The sequence below is a fragment of the Solibacillus sp. FSL W8-0372 genome (genome assembly GCF_037969735.1).
Taxonomy (GTDB): Bacteria; Bacillota; Bacilli; order Bacillales_A; family Planococcaceae; genus Solibacillus; species Solibacillus faecavium.
Genome location: NZ_CP150204.1, coordinates 3618680 through 3636056 on the forward strand (window position 1 = coordinate 3618680; position 17377 = coordinate 3636056).

The following is a 17377-nucleotide window of genomic DNA, read 5'->3' on the forward strand; positions in this document are numbered from 1 at the left end:
TTTCCCAATTATCGATCAAATTCCCGTAAAAAAAGAGCCTACTTATCTAGTAGACTCAAACTTTTTTATAAAGATACGCCACCACTTGCTGCAATGGCATCCTGTAATTTTTTCACAGCTTTTCGCTGAATTCTTGAAACATGCATTTGTGAAATACCGAGTCTTTCTCCAGCTTCCTTTTGACTTAATTGTTCTAAATAGGTTAACTGGATAATTTGTCGCTCACGCTCATTTAATACATTCATCGCATCCGCTACAAGCATTCGGCGGTTTGTCGCTTCATATCCGACATCTTCTCTTCCGACAACATCAAATAATGTTACTGTACTTCCATCCGAATCAGATTCAATCGAGTGATCCATTGATAACGCTTGATAGCTTCGTCCCATCTCCATTGCCTCTAATACTTCTTCATCCTGAACCTCTAAATAATCAGCAATCTCAGTAATTGAAGGAGAACGTTGTAGCGAAGTAGTCAATGCTTCTACTGCCGCTTTAATTCTAGGTCCTAATTCTTTTATTCGTCTAGGAACATGCACGTCCCATGTTTTATCACGTAAAAAGCGCTTTATTTCCCCCACAATCGTTGGAACTGCAAACGCCTCAAAACTCCGGCCAAAAGAAGGGTCAAAACGTCGGATTGCACCTAACAAGCCAAGCATACCGACTTGTACAATATCATCATAATAAGATTTACCATGGGAGTATTTGCGAGCAATCGACTCTACCAATTGTTGATAATGGAGCACAAGGTTTGTCTGTGCTTCTTCACTGCCATTGTCTTGATATTCGGCAATCCAATTTAGTACTTCTTCTTTTGATGAATTTTTAGGTAGTGATTCTTTCGACATTTCCTTTCACCTGCTCTCTCGAGACATACTTCGTCATGAAAACAGTGACGCCACCTTCGTTAGTTAATTTCACTTCATCCATTAAAGTTTCCATTAAAAAAATTCCTAATCCCCCTTCACGTAAAAGGGCTACGTTTTCATCTTCGTGATATGGACCAATCTTTGATTTTACTTCTTCAAAATTAAAACTTACACCATAATCAGCTACCATTATTTCAATTTTATTTTCGAATAATGCACATCCAATTACAACTTCACCATCTTCGTTGGCTTTATATGCATGGTGGACAACATTTGTTACCGCTTCACTTGTAGCTATTTTTAAATCTTCAATTTCATCATAAGTAAATCCAACTCGCATCGCTAATCCTGAAATAGTCAGACGGATTACACTTACATATTGCGACTTGGCAGGTACTCGAATTTCAATATAGTCAAATGCCTTCATTATTTCAACTCCAATTCCTCGTCTGTCTCAATACTCATCAGTTCACTTAATCCTGTAATTTCAAACAATCTAACTAAACGATTTGATAAGCCCACTAATTTAAGTGATGCATTGTCCCTTGTCACCTTTTTATAAAACGCAACAAAAATCCCTAAACCTGTACTATCCATATAATTTACTTTTGATAAGTCCAACTCAATTACACGGCCTTCAACAATTTGCACCGTTTCCAATTCTTCACGCAATACCGGAGCTGTATAAGTATCGATTTCACCCTCGATATAGCCTCGCAAAACATTACCATCTTCTCTAAATTGAACATTCACATTCATTATTAGACACCTCCATCTATAAACTTAATTACATTACCCAAAACCCTAGGTAACTAAACATAAAATTATTTATTTTTTAAAAATGACGACTGTAAAATCATCCTCTAAATCAAACTCCGGCAGACTCTTTAAGTATGCATACATTTTTTCACACATTTCCTGAGCCGTAAAGTGACGATAACTCAATGCTATGTTTTTAATTACATCCCGTGGATCCAGTTCCCCCTGTTTCCGGAAATCTGTTACGCCATCTGTCATCATTACGATGAAATCGCCTTCCTCGAGCTGAACTTCGTATTGTGGATATTTAACTTCGGGCATAACACCCAAAAGTAATCCTTTTGATTCTAAATCGAAAAAAGTTCTTTTACTGGAATTATAATATAAAGAGGGCTCATGACCAGCTGAACCGTATGTAAATTTACCATTTTCGACATTGTAAGTACCATAAAACATTGAGACAAACATACTATCATCTACACTTTTTTCAATAATTCGATTTAACACTCCCAAAATATGAGACGGTGCATTATTAGAGCATTCAAGTGTATCAAGACCGTACTTTACCATCGACATACAAAGCGCTGCCGGAACACCCTTCCCTACAACATCCGTTACCGCTACACTCACATTCGATTTATCTCCCAAAAAATGAACATAATCACCATTCATCTTCCGTATCGGTATTGATACCATTCCGATATCAATATCTTTAAATTGGGGAATTTCCGTGCTCAATATCATATTTTGAATTTTTGTAGCAACATTCATCTCCATACGCAGTTCTTCCTGCTGTTCTAACAAACTTTGATGCTCTTTTAAGGTTAAACCAAAATGGACCATAATCTCAATTAAAAAATCATAGCTATGCGAAATATATTCGGGTAAGTCAGGATAGAGTTGCTCCATCGCATGTTTATGAATATTTATTACTTCTTCCGGAGCTACTTTCTTCTGGATTAACTGGCGAATAAAGTTTTGGCCAATATATAAATTCCTTTCCGTTTGATTTGATAAAAAGTCCGATAATATTTTTTGATATTGCATTTGCAGCTCTTTCAAATTTTATCACATCCTACTAAACCCATTTTTCAATAATTATAGTCGTTCCTTTTTCAACAGAGGATTGGATATCCATCGTATCCATTAATCTTTTAACACCTGGCAGCCCTGCACCTAGCCCCCCGGAAGTGGAATAACCATCTTCCATTACTTTTTTTATATTATTTATTCCGGGTCCTTTATCTGCCGCTGTAATACGAATACCAACTTTCACACCCTCGCTAATACGCTCGATTGTCACTTCCCCTGCCCTAGCATATAAATATATATTTCTGGCAAGTTCACTAATTGCAGTCGTAATTCGAGCCTGATCTACCGCGCCAAAGCCAATAGCTTTCGCTTCGTTTCGTCCAAGTTGGCGTGCAGCTACAATATCCCATTCTGTTATAATCTCTACGGTAGATTTCGTCTTCATCATAGTGCCTCCAATTCCCTACATTTTCATTATACGGAGTTAATACACATTATCAATTTTCGGAATTATTAATCTTTTTTATTATAGCATACGGTATGTTTATAACTTAAATTTGATTTCAAAATTATTTTTAATTAGAAGTATATCTATATAAATACTCGATGTATTTATTGTAAACTATTTGTTATATTTTTACATGATTACAGCTTACTATTTATAAAATAATATTATTGTGAAGATAATAAAAAGCATCGAAACCATAAGTTTCGATGCTTTTTTTATGTATTAAAATTTTACGAGTCCTAAACTAATATTGAGCGCGATATCGACTTCCTGCATTAGTTTTGTGTCAAGCTGAGTAATCCGATCTGTTAATCGTGACTTATCAATTGTACGCAATTGCTCAAGCAAAATTACCGAATCGCGTTCAAAACCATACTTTTTCGCATCGATTTCTACATGTGTAGGTAATTTTGCTTTTTGAATTTGCGCAGTTATTGCAGCTATTATGACAGTTGGACTGAAACGATTTCCAATATCATTTTGTATAATAAGCACGGGTCTAGTCCCGCCTTGTTCTGAACCTACCACTGGTGATAGGTCAGCAAAAAAAACGTCTCCACGTTTTACAATCAACTTGTCATCCCCCGCTTACGAGACGCTCCACCATATGTTCCGCTTCATACTCTGCATGCAAGCACTCACTGCAAATTGTCAGATTAATTTGCGACATTTCCACATAGCCCTTTATTAAAGCTTCCCGTATTTGATTTGGTTGCATATGCTTTGTATATTTTTGAGTCGCCAAATACGCCATCATATAACCACTCTCAGTATTGCGTCCAAACGTTCTTTCAAATTGAGTAACTAGCTCATTTGGTATGTCAATTACCACTTCTTCTACTTCTACCAATTCCTTCGCGTACAAAACAAGCACCTCCACCGAACATCCCATTTCCCATTAATTCTATCATTGATTACCTACAATGAAAAGACAGGAAAATAAAAAAACTGACAATTCTCGCTATTAGGGGGATAAATGTGAACATATTTGTTTCGATTTTTTGGAATTTTTTACAGTAAAATTACATCGAAATTTATTTGTATACCCTAGGAACTCTAGCTGTAATCACGCATGGTATTTCATAATTAATCGTTTGGAGTTTAGTTGCCCAATCATCCATTGTGATTTGTTCATGCTGTTGGCGACCAATCAATACAACTTCTTCTCCTACATTATATGCTGTTGGCAGTAAAATCATACTTTGATCCATACAAATTCTGCCGACAATTTTCGCCTTTTTTCCTCCAACAAGCACTTCTTGACCTTCGAGCTTACGAAGCATGCCATCCGCATATCCAATCGGAATGGTACCAATGTAGCAATCTTCCTCTAACGTATAAGTTGCACCATAGCCAACCGATTGCCCTGCATGCATTTTTTTTATATGTATGAGTTCAGTATGTAGTGAAAATGCAGGTTTAATTGGAAACGGCATTTTAGAACCAACAAAAGACGAAGGTAATAATCCGTACATCGAAATACCGAAGCGAACCGCATCATACTGTAAAGACGGCTCTTTAACTAAAGTGGTAGCAGTATTTGCCACATGGACTAGTCTTGGTCTTTTTGGCAATACACTCAAAAAGTCCTTAAATAGGGTTACTTGGTTGTCAAAGTACAATGAATCTTCTTCATCTGCTGTTGCAAAGTGTGTAAAAATACCATCCAAAATAAAATCATTGGACATAACAATTGCTTCGTACAATTCCAGTAAATCTTCTTTCGTAGAGACTCCAATACGCCCCATACCTGAATCAACTTTAATGTGAAGCTTTAATTGATTTGCCAAAGGTATATATTGTTTTACCGTTTCGATCCAGCTTGTTGAAAATACGGTAAGGATAATATTTTCCTGGGAAGCATAAGGAGCAAAATTAGGTGGTGTAGCACCCAACACTAAAATATCAATATCCTTAAAATTTCCCCTCATGTGTACAGCTTCATCAGGTGTTGCTACAGCTAGCATCGTTGCTCCTGCCTGAATAGCTGTTCTTGCCACTTCTACATCTCCATGCCCATATGCATTCGCTTTTACTACCGCAATAATTTGAATGTCTTTGCCAATATATTGGCGTAATGAAATGAGATTATGTTCGATTGCTTGTAAATCAATAATTGCTTTTGTAGGTCGGTAATTTATTGGTTTTTCCATTTTGACTTTACCCTCTTTTTAAAAGTATAAACACCCCGTAAATGTTAAGAAAATTATGGCATACATTTCACTTCGAATAAAGCTAAAATTAATACAAAAAAATAACATCTTGCACAAGTATGTGCAAGATGCATCTTTTTTAGAAGACATATAGCTAGGTTCGCAATAAATCATCTGTCATGGCAATTTATTTCATACTACTTTGCTGCACACTAGCTGCCACTTCCAATAATTCCTCTTTAGATAATTTTGTAGATGCAATAAAGAATGTCATGCCATCCTTATCCCACTGAATAGAATGATCTGTAATTGCGCCAATCGTGTAGCCTAAATCAGCTGGATCCCCAGGTGAGAATACAGGTAACACCATGTTGTCATATTGAATTGGTTGCTGCATTAATGTAAATGGTTTTTCACCTTCAAATGTTAAAATAACACGGGAATTGCCATCTTCTTTAACCTCATACTCATCTGTCAACTTAGTATGTGCCCAGTCAATTGTTGGATAGTATACACTGAAATCTGTATTTACAACATCTGCTGATGCTGCCTTTTTCTCTTCTTTTTCAGTGAACTTTTCTACTTCATAATCCTTTGCGGTATGTTGTACACCTAACTTAATTTCTCCAAATGTTATAACAACCTGCTCTTGTAAAGACTCGTCTAACACACTAACCTTTGTCGGAAGCATTGTTTTCTTATCAACCATAATTTGCTGGATAGGTAAAGCTGTTTGATCTACATTCCGTGTAGCCAGCTCAAATGTATAAGTTGAATCATCTTCTGTCATAACAGCTTTTGAATCCGCCATTAAATCATCTGCAAGCGTTCCAATAATATAGGCTTGACTATTTTGTTTCGGCCACTCACTCTGGAATTTATGCGTTTTTCTAAGAGCCGGAGTTACAACAAATACCCCTTCTTCATTACGAACAATTAACTGCTGTTCCGTTTCTCCTTGCGGGTTAACTGCTACTCGATAAAAATCCGGTTTCGTATGCCATACTTTCACATCATAAATTCTCGGCTCAGCCCCAGTACGTACTTCCATTGAAGCACTTAATTCATAACCCTTTGCCTCATTCCATTTCTTGTTTACATCTTCAATCACTTCATCTTTCGTTGCTTTCCCACACGCCGCCAAAAATAGACAACAAACGACAACAACTAGCAGTCGGAGTTTCAAAGTTTCATCCTTTCGATTAACTTTTTCGATAAATTACTATATGAGTGAATGAGGGCATGTATGTATTATTGCATTAAGATTACTTGAGCAGCTGCCGTTGTTCGTGTATGTGTAATAGAAATAAAGCCATTTACCAGTTCACCATCAAAATAGAGGACTGGTTTTCCTAGCCCATCCTTTAAAATTTCCATTTGGTGGAGTTCACACCCTTTACCAATACCTGTACCGATAGCTTTTGAATATGCCTCTTTTGCAGCGAAGCGCCCAGCCAAAAACTCCACTTTCCGAGCTGGTGATAATTCATCGAAAATAATTAATTCGCGTTCCGTTAAAATACGTTGTGCAAATTTTGCAGAACGCCCTAACATCTTTTCAATTCGATCCAATTCTACTAAATCTAAACCAATACCTTTAATCAATTAGTAGCTCTCCCTTTCATTTGAACATTAGTCCAATGTATAATGAATAATAATTTGTATTATTTTATATCGACATAATTGAGGTGGAAAATGTTTATTCGCAGAGAAAATTTCAAACAATACATTACGTTATATCCAATTGTCTCGTCAATCATTGCGATTAATTTAATCGTATACACCTTGACATTAATTCCTTCATTAGGAAGGGAAATACTTTATGCAGGCGCTAGTGTTAATGGTCTAATTGCCACTGGTGAGTGGTGGCGTATTATTACGTCGATGTTTTTACACGCTGGATTTATGCATGTTCTTTTTAATATGTTCTCACTATTTTTATTTGGTCCGGAGCTGGAGAAAATAGCTGGTAAAGTTCGTTTTTTAACGATTTACTTTTTAGCAGGAATTTTCGGTGGTGCTGCTACATTTGTAACACAGGCCCCAGATTACGCTAGTGTAGGGGCTAGTGGTGCGATTTATGGTATATTCGGTGCGTTTGGGGCACTCATTTATTACACGAGACATTTATTCCCTCAATTAAAACAAATCATGCTACCATTAATCGTCATTAGTATAATAATGACTTTCGTAACACCTAATATTAATATCGCGGCTCATTTAGGCGGACTCGTTACCGGCTTTATTTTAGGATTTGTTTATTTTAATCCAAAAAACATGGTTCGTTGGCGCAACAACTCTATAAAACGAGTAAAATAAAAAATAGGATGTGTGAAAAAGGAACCGCCTTTGCACACATCCTATTCTTTTTAATATTCGTACCAAGTTAATATCTTTTCAACTTCTTTTTGGTCTATATGACGAACCGTCGCCGAAGCCCCTGCCATCCCAGACATAACGATAATTTTCGCAGAACCAATTTTACGGCGTTTTTGGAAATAGGTTTGACTCCCCTGTGTTACCTGTACACGTTTTTTTAAAGCAAAAAAGGTAACACGGCTAATCATACGAGATACAATTGTAATTTGCTGACCTTCAATTGTATAGCCCGTCGTTTTAAATTGCCATCTTCCTAACAAAAGTATTGGTAAAACCAATAGTAAGGACAGTAATCCGAATGGATAGAAAAAATAAGAAATAGCGGCTATCAATGGTACAAGCCAAATAAAATCTATCCGATAGAAAAAAGGTAATGCTTTTTTAGGAGGCTGAATTGCTTCCGAAAGGTGAAAATCATATTCAGGAAATAGCTCAGCCAATGGTTTTAACGCTTCCTTTTTTGCAATTAACGGAAATAATATAATTTTCTTATCTGCTTCCCCACTGAATCCTCCACCAGCACTTTCCACTGCAATCGATGCTAAACCCAGCATTTGCTGGAATGGATTTTCCACAAGTTTAATTGCCTGTACACGATTTAACGGAATGGTTACACGTTTTTTTTCAATTAACCCTCGCGTAATGATTAAACGGTTCTGCTGTTTACTCACCGTGAAGTTATAATAATTCAAAAATGTAATGCCAACGGATATTATCCACGCTACCATGAGAGCAAGAGCGATCAGTATCATTGCCGCGATGAAGCTGTATTCCATTAAAAATGCCACTTCATCATATATCGCATCAAACGGAATAAATTCTGCAAATTGTGAGAAGACAGCAAAAACCCCTGCCAATACTACGCCGATTCCACTTGAAGTGGATGCCAATAATAACAGTTCAGGGACCTTCATTTTGTGCAAAATAGTTGAAGGCGCTTCTTCCTCTTCTACCACTTCCATTAATTCACTTTCAATCGGTGTTTTTTGCTTCGCTTTTTTCATTTGGATTTCTACATCATCTGCCGCTGCTCTCGTAACAGCCGTTAACTCAGCTTCAGGCTTACCACTTTTGCTCCCCGCCGTTTCTACCTGCACTTGAACGAGCTTAAAGAGGCGATGGAAAATTCCTTCTTTATAATTTAAATTTTGAATTCGATCGAATGGAATGTAACGCTTTTTCTTTACGAATAATCCGTATTCAACCCGCAGTTCGCTATCTTCATACCAGTACACAAACGTCCACCATTTAATAAGACCGCTCACCATCGTACCGAAGACGACAATCACTAAAATAAAAAGTGGAATCATTTCACTGAAAAATGTTTCACTGCGATAATCCAAATTAAAATTAAAGCCATTTGCAACTATGATAATAACAATCGGTATCAATAGGTCTTTCAATGCTTTTACCACATTAATAATAGCTGTAACGGGATGAAGTTTATATTTTTCGTTAGACATCATCTTCCGCCACCCTTGCAAGTTCAGAAATTTTTGTCCGTAGTAAGTCGGCTTCCTCTACTTTTAACATCGGTATCGTATGTACAGTTGCAGCTGAAGAAATGGAAATATTGGCTAACGTATATTTTTTTAAAATCGGGCCTTGTTCCGTATCTACATGCTGAACACGCACCATTGGTATTAATGTCCGTTTTACGACAAATAACCCACTTTGAATCTCGATTTCCTGCTCTCGCACTTCATAGCGCCAAATTCGCCAACGTACACTCGGAAAGACCGCGATGGAAAAAATAATGGACAAGACTACAAATGCAATAGCAATCCACATAATCCATTGTGGCCAATCAAATGTCACCACTAGAAATATAACTCCACCGACGAGAAGAGCAATAATAATAGTTTGAATTAGTCCATATAATCGCCAAACAGTTTGTGCTTTTTTCGGTAATTGGTATTTCGGTTGTTCTCTCACAAGCTCTACACCTCTTTCTTTCTAGTATGTTATACGATTCAATCTCTTAATTGTTTCATTCTTCTCCCATAAAAAAATGGCGTTAAAAATTCCCCATTACATTATATAGTATATATAAATGGAATTTTTGTTAAATAATTTATAAAAAGTTTATATTTCAACTACTCTTTTATGTAAAAAAAACACATCAACGTAACTCGTTGATGTGTTTGAATGTTATTAGTCTTCGCGACGTGGACGAGGACGGCGATCACGAGATCCTTCGCGACGAGCGCCACCTTCACGGCGACCTCCTTCACGACTTCCGCCACCACTACGGCTTCCGCCACCACTACTACGGCGATCTCCACCACGACGGTCTCCACCGCCACTGCGGTTACCACCACCACGATTACGGTCATTACCACCACGGCCACGGTTGCCACCGCCACCTGAACGTTCACGACGCATTGGTAATGGACGCTCTTCAGATAATGAAACCGGTGTAGCATCCGGTTCTTTTGTAATTGATTTAAGTGCTGCTGCTACTAAGTCAATTGCTTCGTTACTTTCTAATAACTGAGCAGCTAACTCACGATAGTTACCTAAATCGTTATTTTGAACTAATTCCACCAATGATTGCATTGCATCTTCTTGTAAGCCTACTAATGCTTCTTCTGATGATGGTGGACGTAAAGGTGTCATACGTTTTTTAGTAGTCTCTTCTACGATACGTAAGTAACCCATTTCACGAGGTGTTACGAATGTTACTGCAACACCAGATTTACCTGCACGACCTGTACGGCCGATACGGTGAACGTATGATTCCGGATCTTGTGGAATATCAAAGTTGTAAACATGAGTTACACCTGAAATATCTAAACCACGAGCCGCTACGTCTGTTGCGATTAAAATATCGATTTTACCTTCTTTAAACTGACGTAAAACAGAAATACGTTTCGCTTGAGATAAGTCACCATGGATGCCTTCTGCTAAGAAGCCACGTAAACCTAAAGCTTGGCTTAACTCATCAACACGGCGCTTTGTACGACCGAAGATGATTGCTAATTCTGGTTTTTGAGAGTCTAATAAACGAGATAATGCATCGAATTTTTCACGCTCTGTTGCTTTCACGAAAAATTGTTCAATGTTTTCCATTGTTAATTCTTTCGCTTTAATTTTTACGATTTCAGGATCTTTCATAAATGTCTCTGCAATTTTACGGATTGCTGGAGGCATTGTCGCTGAGAATAGTAATGTTTGGCGAGTAGATGGTACGTTTTCTAAAATCGCATTAATATCATCGATGAAGCCCATGTTTAACATTTCGTCTGCTTCGTCTAATATTAATGTTTGAACTTCGTCTAATCGTAATGTACGACGATTAATATGGTCTTGAATACGACCAGGTGTCCCTACGATAATTTGAGGGTTATTTTTCAATGCACGGATTTGACGGCTAATTTCTTGACCACCGTAAACTGATAATAATTTAACACGTTTGTCATACCCTAATTTATAAAGTTCTTCTGAAACTTGGATTGCTAATTCACGAGTTGGAGCAATTACTAACGCTTGAACATTTGGATTTTTTGGATCGATTTTCTCGATTAATGGAATACCAAATGCAGCTGTTTTACCAGTACCTGTCTGTGCTTGACCTAATACGTCACGACCAGCCATTGCAAACGTAATTGTTCCTTCTTGGATTGGTGTTGCTTCTTCAAACCCCATACGCTTAATAGAGCGTAATGTCGATTCACTAATGTTTAATTCTGAAAAATTTGTCAAACTCTTCAATCTCCTTTTTCCTATATAAGTTGACAAATGGTTACATTTTCAGATGAAATGGCGGCAAATTTCGAGCCATTGTATGTGGAACGTTTCCGTTACTTAAAAAATTCTCTCTGCTTCACATGCAGAGTCTCTTATATGAAAAGGAAAGCCCGGTCATTGCCGAGCGGTTCAATTCTACCGTTGTTATTTGTTCTAGCTTTTTTAAAAAAATAGAATAAAACCGTTTATCAAAAAAAAGTACTCTTCATCATAAAGTCTGAAGAGTCTTCGCACAAAATGTATCCATTGCTCTTATTAGTCTAACATGGGTTGTAACGGTATGCAATGATAATGCTTGTATCGAATAGTCTGACATTTATTCACGTTATAAATTTGAACACCGCATCGAACCATTCGTCACAATCATCACTATAACAAATATGGTGCTTTCCACAATCTGAAATATACATTTGCTTTTGCAGTGAGGGAATTTGGTTGTATAAAATCTGTGCAGTCGTATTCGGTACGATGCCGTCCAGCCTTCCTTGAACAATAAAGGTTGGGCATTGAATGTTTTTTATATAAGGTTCCGTCTTTTTGACGACTTTCATAAATTCAACCGTCGCCGATAGTGGGACATTTTTGAATTTATCTTTATAGCGTGCAAACAATTCGTTTTCTTCCAGCTTTTTATGAACCATATCTTGAGCAATTGCCCGAACATCTTTCACTAGCTGGGGTGGGTCTATATACTTTATCGCAGCACTCAATAACACTAATTTCTTTACTGGATAGCGGATTGATAAATACATACCAATAACTCCGCCCATTGAAAAACCAACAACAATTACTTCATCTACTTGCTTTTTTAGCTGACGATAAGCAATTTCCGCTTCCATCATCCAATGCTCAGCCTTATAGCCTTTCATCGATAAATGTTCTGCATCCCCGTGACCTGAAAATGTAGGAACACTTATAACCCAATCTGTACGTTGTTGTATATAATGCACAAAAGGTTGCACTTCATACGGTCCACCAGAAAATCCATGTAAAAAAAGTACGCCCGTTATCATCAATTCACCTACTTTTATTGATGTTCTTATTAAATATAATAAGCGACTCTTGCCGAAGAAAAAAGCTTCCGCGCTTTTTAGTGAAAAAAAAACGAGTTAGCTATGCCAACTCGTTTGATTGAATAATTTTTTCCAACTGCATTCCTCGTGAGCCTTTTACTAAAATTATGGACTCACTCGTCGCATTTAATTTAATTTTATTTATAATCGGATCATAATCTTGCTCAGAATACACTAAGTGAGCTGCATCAAATTTAGCTTGCAGCTTTTCATATAGCCATTTCATGCGCGGACCATATAGACAAACATAGCTGATTTTCTGATTGTTTATATAGGCAGCCACTTCTTCATGCATCGACTGCTCATCATTCCCTAACTCCAGCATATCACCGAGAACAAGCCATTTTTCCTTACGAATTGTCGTTTGCTCGATAAATTGAATAGCAGCGTGCATCGATGTTGGTGCGGCATTATATGCATCATTAATAAATAATAGCTCACCCACTGAAATAAGCTGCATTCGCATATCCGTCAACACAACTTGTTTTAATGCCTCTCGAATTTGGTCATCCGTTAACCCTAAAGCTCTACTTACAAGCATCGCATTTAATGTATTTTTTACCTGATGCTCCCCTAAAACAGATATAAAGAAGTCTCCATTAATGGCTCCTTCTACATGAAAGCTACTGCCTTGTGCTGTCGCTACAATATTAGAAGCTACTAAGTCTTGGCTCCGTGTAAAACCGAACGACTGCGTTTTTAAATTTGGCGTTCTGGCAACAAGGCTTTGCAATAATGGTTCATCTCCATCAAAGAAAAGCAAACCTTCCTCATTTAAACCTTTTACTATTTCAAACTTCGCTTTTGCGATACCTTCTCGCGACCCTAAATCTTGCATATGGGCTTCGCCGATATTTGTAATTATTACATAATGCGGGCGTGCTAGTTTAGTTAAAAACTCAATCTCTCCGAAGCCGCTCATACCCATTTCCAAAACGGATATTTCTGTATCTTCATCAAGCTGTAAAATTGTAATCGGCAAACCTAATTGGTTATTAAAATTACCAATCGTCTTTTGTACTTTAAAATATGGAGAAAGAGTTCCCGCCAAAATGTCCTTGGAGGAAGTTTTCCCATTTGAACCAGTAATACCGATAAATGTTGCTTTATGCTCATTGCGATAACATTCCGCCATTTTTTGCAGTGCCTGTTCCGGATCATCTACAAATATTAACGGTAGATTCTCCGGTGGGTTAGGTTCATCTTTCATCCACAATGAAGCTGCTGCACCTTTTTCAAATGCCTGTTCCACAAAGCGATGCCCATTTACCGCTTCACCGCGAAAAGGAATAAATAAATCACCTTTAGCAATTGTGCGTGTATCAATGGAAATACCTGTGACAACCGTATCAGGAAATGCTTGATTTTCTATCGTTAGCCATGTTGCGAGTTGCTGTAATTTTTTTTTCACTTTTTATCCCACTCAATCTCTATTGTATTGAAGCTGTTGTTTTTCTGTATGACGCTCTAATGCTAAGTTAATAAGTTCCTTAACTAGTTGAGGATATGTTAGATCTGTATGCTGCCATAGCAACGGGTACATACTAACCGGTGTGAAACCTGGCATTGTATTTACTTCGTTAATGAAGATTTCATTATTATCCGTTACGAAGAAATCCGCTCGGACTAACCCTGCTCCATCAATTGCTTTAAACGCTCTTTTCGCCATATCAACTAAGTCTGTATAGACATTTGCTTGCAAATCGGCTGGAATAATCAAGGCTGTAGAGCCGTCTTTATATTTTGAATCATAATCGTAAAAATCTGTCATTGGCTTAATTTCACCCGCTACAGAAACGTTTGGAGTATCATTCCCTAAAACGGCAAGCTCAATCTCACGTGCTTTAATACCTTGTTCGATGACAATTTTGCGGTCATACTGCAATGCGAATTGTACTGCTTTTTCCAACTCTTCCGCATTGGTTGCTTTACTAATTCCAACACTAGATCCAAGGTTAGCCGGTTTTACAAACATAGGGTAACCTAATGCTTTTTCGCATTTATTAATCCATGTTGTTTTATCATGCTCCCATTCACTACGAATAAAAGATTCATATGGTACTTGGGGTAAATTCGCCATTTCAAATAACTGTTTCATTACTACTTTATCCATACCGGCTGCAGAACCAAGGACACTATTTCCTACATAAGGAATATTCAAAACTTCCAAAAAGCCCTGTACAGTGCCATCCTCACCGTTTGTTCCATGCAATAATGGGAAAACTACATCGAATGGATTTTCCATATGAGCATTTATGAATTGCGTTATATTATTTTCAGATTGCTCTGAAGTCGTTGTAAATTGTAATTGTTTAATTGATTGAGCGGGTTCTGATAATTGAGGTCCAACACGCCATTCACCTTTTAATGTAATAAAAATCGGAAAGACGTCAAACTCATTAAAATCTACTGCCTGCGTTACAGCCTTTGCAGTAGATAGTGATACTTCATGCTCGGCAGACTTACCACCATATAATAAACCGATTCTTTTTTTCATTCTTTTGACCTCCAGTTTTTACTAACGTTATTTTATCACGAATCTCCTGTACGCTGAAATCGGATAAAAAACACTCACTGCCGGTTCGCTGTGAGTGTTAACTAATTTGTATTAATTCATCATAGCCTTGTTTTAATATTTCATCTAAATCATCCCAAACTTCATCGGGATAATCATAGTCGCTTAACACTCGAACTTCGATTGCATAATGGGCATTTGGCTTATCTAATTTATATAACGAAAGCAATGCACCCTCTTTTGCAAATGGTCTATATAATCTTAATGTAGAAGGATCAATTGTAGGGGAATTATTTTTGTTTTTTCTTCTCCAAAAACTTCCTCCTCCTTCTTTTTCTCTTATCATTTGATTAAATAAATTCGATATGAGTATTTCAGAATCACCAATGAAACGATAATATACTTTTGTCATTTTGTCTGCCACAGATGAATAATAAGCGTACCGATTTTGCAACTTGCTGAAAAAAGGTGATGCTAATGGTTCACGCTTATGACTTAAATAGAGAAGCTCTGCCTGTTCCAGCGGCGTCAATGCATTAACATTTTTTTCTGCCGCGAAGTCTACCCAGCATATATCCTGTTTTAAGTCGCTTTCTCTTTTCAAAAAATCCCGCATATCTTCATTAGTAACAAAATCAAATTGCGTATGCATGTTAAAAGAGCCATTGTCGTAGGCATGCCTTAATAGCAAAACATTCTTTACCGGTTCTACTGAAGCCATAAATTCCCTCAGCGTAAGCCCACTATAAATAACAAAATTTTCCACATCGTTCATATGGACATATAAATGATGCATAAAATCTTCAGCAGACTTCAATTTCTTTGCCACTACTTGCACGCCCCTTTAACATGAATAATATGATTATTATATGACTTCTTATTCAAATTTGAAACATTTTCTCATATGTTTCGTCGAACTTTTAAATTGGACTTACTAAAGTAATTTTTTTAAGAATATGATAAAGTTAATAAAGCTTAAAATATTACTCTATTTTAAGCTCGATACTTTCTTGAATGGGTAAATTAATTAACCGTTCTCATATTAAATGCCTTCAATTTGTTGGTATCTTCTAACCCCTAGATGGGTTAAATTTAATAACTTAAGGTGAAATGAATGGATACAAACAATTATAATTTTAATAAGCGCTTCGACTGGCCGCTTACTATCATACTATTTATATTTTTTGGTGTAAGCTTACTGGCTATCGCTTCTGCGCAAACTTCCGGGCAATACGTGACAAACTTTGTTCCTCGACAAATACTAAACTATGCAATTTTTGCCTTTATAGTCGCAGTTGTCATGTACTTTGACCCGGATCAATACAAAAAACTGGCATGGCCGCTTTATGGTTTTGGACTACTCTTGTTAATTGCAGTTGTAGCCATTCCGCCCTCAACAAATATAACAATTTATCGTAACGGTGCACAAAGTTGGTTTAATACACCTATCGGGAGCATTCAACCTGCTGAGTTCATGAAAACATTTTTCATTTTAGCTACTGCTTATTTAATAAGTAAGCATAATGAAAGATACCAAATTAAAACGATCAAATCGGATTTCATGTTACTCGGTAAAATTGGATTAACACTAATTGTGCCTCTTTTCTTAATTATGCTGCAACCTGACTTAGGTTCGGGATTAGTATTTTTTGCGATTACCGCGGCACTTGTTATTGTTGCCGGTGTTACATGGAAAATAATTGTACCTTTATTCGGCGGAGCCGCTGTTATCGGCGGATCTTTATTATGGATGGCACTGTACATGCAGGATTTCCTTGAAAAAACATTTGGATTCCAGCCATATCAATTTGCCCGTATTTATTCTTGGATTGACCCGTACTCATATGCATCTTCAGACGGATATCACTTAATTACCTCACTTAATGCGATAGGTTCAGGTGAGATTTTCGGGAAAGGGTTTATGGCACGTGAAGTATATGTTGCAGAAAACCATACAGACTTTATTTTCGCAGTAATTGGTGAAGAATGGGGCTTTGTTGGGGCGAGCGCTGTTATTTGCTTATACTTTTTGTTAATTTACCATTTAACAAAAACGACACTGTTACTTAAAGATCCATTTTGTACTTATGTATGTGCAGGAATTATTGCCATGATTACGTTCCATGTTTTTGAAAATATCGGGATGACGATACAACTATTACCTATCACAGGGATTCCTTTACCTTTCATTAGTTACGGAGGAAGTTCGATGATGGGGAATGCTCTTGCAATCGGACTCGTATACAGTATGAAGTTTCATTACCGTACGTATATGTTTACTACGAATGATCCCGACGACGAATAAAATGAAAGGACCCATTTTATTATAAAGGGTC

Annotated in this window: 19 protein-coding genes; 2 read left to right on the top strand and 17 right to left on the bottom strand. The window is 37.1% G+C overall.

The features are described from left to right. Nucleotides 1-65: 65 nt before the first annotated feature. From sigB to acpS, 10 genes are all read right to left on the bottom strand, one after another. A complete protein-coding gene (sigB, locus tag MKY13_RS18475; protein WP_191701339.1) occupies nucleotides 66-851 on the bottom strand; it encodes an RNA polymerase sigma factor SigB in 786 nt (261 codons plus the stop codon). Next, entirely contained in the window at nucleotides 829-1299 is a 471-nt protein-coding gene (gene rsbW / locus MKY13_RS18480; protein ID WP_191701340.1) for an anti-sigma B factor RsbW, read from the bottom strand. Before rsbW ends, sigB begins: the two co-directional genes overlap by 23 nt. Beyond that, nucleotides 1299-1631 carry an STAS domain-containing protein gene (locus MKY13_RS18485; RefSeq protein ID WP_191701341.1) on the bottom strand — a complete coding sequence of 111 codons (333 nt, stop codon included), beginning with the start codon at nucleotides 1629-1631 and terminating at the stop codon, nucleotides 1299-1301. Before MKY13_RS18485 ends, rsbW begins: the two co-directional genes overlap by 1 nt. A gap of 69 nt (nucleotides 1632-1700) precedes the next feature. Further along, nucleotides 1701-2693 carry a PP2C family protein-serine/threonine phosphatase gene (locus tag MKY13_RS18490; protein WP_191701342.1) on the bottom strand — a complete coding sequence of 331 codons (993 nt, stop codon included), beginning with the start codon at nucleotides 2691-2693 and terminating at the stop codon, nucleotides 1701-1703. Nucleotides 2694-2709: 16 nt separating this feature from the next. Further along, the gene (locus tag MKY13_RS18495; RefSeq protein ID WP_191701343.1) at nucleotides 2710-3108 is read right to left on the bottom strand and encodes an anti-sigma regulatory factor; all 399 of its coding nucleotides are present in this window, start codon (nucleotides 3106-3108) and stop codon (nucleotides 2710-2712) included. 285 nt (nucleotides 3109-3393) lie between these two features. Then, nucleotides 3394-3744, bottom strand: coding sequence for a type II toxin-antitoxin system PemK/MazF family toxin (locus MKY13_RS18500; RefSeq protein ID WP_191701344.1), 351 nt, complete (start codon nucleotides 3742-3744; stop codon nucleotides 3394-3396). 4 nt (nucleotides 3745-3748) lie between these two features. Then, entirely contained in the window at nucleotides 3749-4036 is a 288-nt protein-coding gene (locus MKY13_RS18505) for a transcriptional regulator (RefSeq protein WP_191701345.1), read from the bottom strand. Between the two features lie 169 nt (nucleotides 4037-4205). Then, nucleotides 4206-5324, bottom strand: a complete 1119-nt coding sequence (gene alr, locus MKY13_RS18510) for an alanine racemase (RefSeq protein WP_191701346.1) — start codon at nucleotides 5322-5324, stop codon at nucleotides 4206-4208. A 187-nt stretch (nucleotides 5325-5511) separates the two neighbouring features. Next, entirely contained in the window at nucleotides 5512-6510 is a 999-nt protein-coding gene (locus MKY13_RS18515) for an outer membrane lipoprotein carrier protein LolA (RefSeq protein ID WP_339214375.1), read from the bottom strand. A 65-nt stretch (nucleotides 6511-6575) separates the two neighbouring features. Next, nucleotides 6576-6929 carry a holo-ACP synthase gene (acpS, locus tag MKY13_RS18520; protein ID WP_339214377.1) on the bottom strand — a complete coding sequence of 118 codons (354 nt, stop codon included), beginning with the start codon at nucleotides 6927-6929 and terminating at the stop codon, nucleotides 6576-6578. Nucleotides 6930-7019: 90 nt separating this feature from the next. Here acpS and MKY13_RS18525 point away from each other — a divergent pair, with 90 nt between their 5' ends. Next, nucleotides 7020-7643, top strand: coding sequence for a rhomboid family intramembrane serine protease (locus MKY13_RS18525; protein ID WP_191701349.1), 624 nt, complete (start codon nucleotides 7020-7022; stop codon nucleotides 7641-7643). Nucleotides 7644-7693: 50 nt separating this feature from the next. Here the strand turns inward: MKY13_RS18525 and MKY13_RS18530 are convergent, their stop codons facing one another. The 7 genes from MKY13_RS18530 to MKY13_RS18560 form a co-directional block, all read right to left on the bottom strand. Beyond that, nucleotides 7694-9166, bottom strand: coding sequence for a PH domain-containing protein (locus tag MKY13_RS18530; RefSeq protein WP_191701350.1), 1473 nt, complete (start codon nucleotides 9164-9166; stop codon nucleotides 7694-7696). After that, nucleotides 9159-9638: a PH domain-containing protein gene (locus tag MKY13_RS18535; protein WP_191701351.1), complete on the bottom strand. Its 480-nt coding sequence runs from the start codon at nucleotides 9636-9638 to the stop codon at nucleotides 9159-9161. The genes MKY13_RS18530 and MKY13_RS18535 overlap by 8 nt, the downstream gene beginning before the upstream one ends. A gap of 219 nt (nucleotides 9639-9857) precedes the next feature. Further along, nucleotides 9858-11408 (bottom strand): DEAD/DEAH box helicase, encoded by a 1551-nt coding sequence (locus MKY13_RS18540; protein WP_339214380.1) that lies wholly within the window; start codon nucleotides 11406-11408, stop codon nucleotides 9858-9860. 365 nt (nucleotides 11409-11773) lie between these two features. Then, nucleotides 11774-12466 carry an alpha/beta fold hydrolase gene (locus MKY13_RS18545; RefSeq protein WP_339214382.1) on the bottom strand — a complete coding sequence of 231 codons (693 nt, stop codon included), beginning with the start codon at nucleotides 12464-12466 and terminating at the stop codon, nucleotides 11774-11776. Nucleotides 12467-12566: 100 nt separating this feature from the next. Next, nucleotides 12567-13937 carry a UDP-N-acetylmuramoyl-tripeptide--D-alanyl-D-alanine ligase gene (gene murF, locus MKY13_RS18550; protein ID WP_339214384.1) on the bottom strand — a complete coding sequence of 457 codons (1371 nt, stop codon included), beginning with the start codon at nucleotides 13935-13937 and terminating at the stop codon, nucleotides 12567-12569. A 12-nt stretch (nucleotides 13938-13949) separates the two neighbouring features. After that, nucleotides 13950-15023, bottom strand: a complete 1074-nt coding sequence (locus MKY13_RS18555) for a D-alanine--D-alanine ligase (protein ID WP_339214386.1) — start codon at nucleotides 15021-15023, stop codon at nucleotides 13950-13952. A 97-nt stretch (nucleotides 15024-15120) separates the two neighbouring features. Further along, nucleotides 15121-15870: a hypothetical protein gene (locus tag MKY13_RS18560; RefSeq protein WP_339214388.1), complete on the bottom strand. Its 750-nt coding sequence runs from the start codon at nucleotides 15868-15870 to the stop codon at nucleotides 15121-15123. Nucleotides 15871-16155: 285 nt separating this feature from the next. Here MKY13_RS18560 and MKY13_RS18565 point away from each other — a divergent pair, with 285 nt between their 5' ends. Beyond that, the gene (locus tag MKY13_RS18565) at nucleotides 16156-17346 is read left to right on the top strand and encodes an FtsW/RodA/SpoVE family cell cycle protein (protein ID WP_191701357.1); all 1191 of its coding nucleotides are present in this window, start codon (nucleotides 16156-16158) and stop codon (nucleotides 17344-17346) included. Nucleotides 17347-17377 lie beyond the last annotated feature (31 nt).

What these genes read in the sequence shown, in the direction of transcription:
- rsbW (WP_191701340.1), bottom strand. Translation starts at nt 1,299, where the DNA reads ATGAAGGCATTTGACTATATTGAAATTCGAGTACCTGCCAAGTCGCAA.
- MKY13_RS18555 (WP_339214386.1), bottom strand. Translation starts at nt 15,023, where the DNA reads ATGAAAAAAAGAATCGGTTTATTATATGGTGGTAAGTCTGCCGAGCAT.
- MKY13_RS18545 (WP_339214382.1), bottom strand. Translation starts at nt 12,466, where the DNA reads ATGATAACGGGCGTACTTTTTTTACATGGATTTTCTGGTGGACCGTAT.
- MKY13_RS18485 (WP_191701341.1), bottom strand. Translation starts at nt 1,631, where the DNA reads ATGAATGTGAATGTTCAATTTAGAGAAGATGGTAATGTTTTGCGAGGC.
- sigB (WP_191701339.1), bottom strand. Translation starts at nt 851, where the DNA reads ATGTCGAAAGAATCACTACCTAAAAATTCATCAAAAGAAGAAGTACTA.
- alr (WP_191701346.1), bottom strand. Translation starts at nt 5,324, where the DNA reads ATGGAAAAACCAATAAATTACCGACCTACAAAAGCAATTATTGATTTA.
- MKY13_RS18525 (WP_191701349.1), top strand. Translation starts at nt 7,020, where the DNA reads ATGTTTATTCGCAGAGAAAATTTCAAACAATACATTACGTTATATCCA.
- MKY13_RS18495 (WP_191701343.1), bottom strand. Translation starts at nt 3,108, where the DNA reads ATGAAGACGAAATCTACCGTAGAGATTATAACAGAATGGGATATTGTA.
- MKY13_RS18530 (WP_191701350.1), bottom strand. Translation starts at nt 9,166, where the DNA reads ATGTCTAACGAAAAATATAAACTTCATCCCGTTACAGCTATTATTAAT.
- MKY13_RS18565 (WP_191701357.1), top strand. Translation starts at nt 16,156, where the DNA reads ATGGATACAAACAATTATAATTTTAATAAGCGCTTCGACTGGCCGCTT.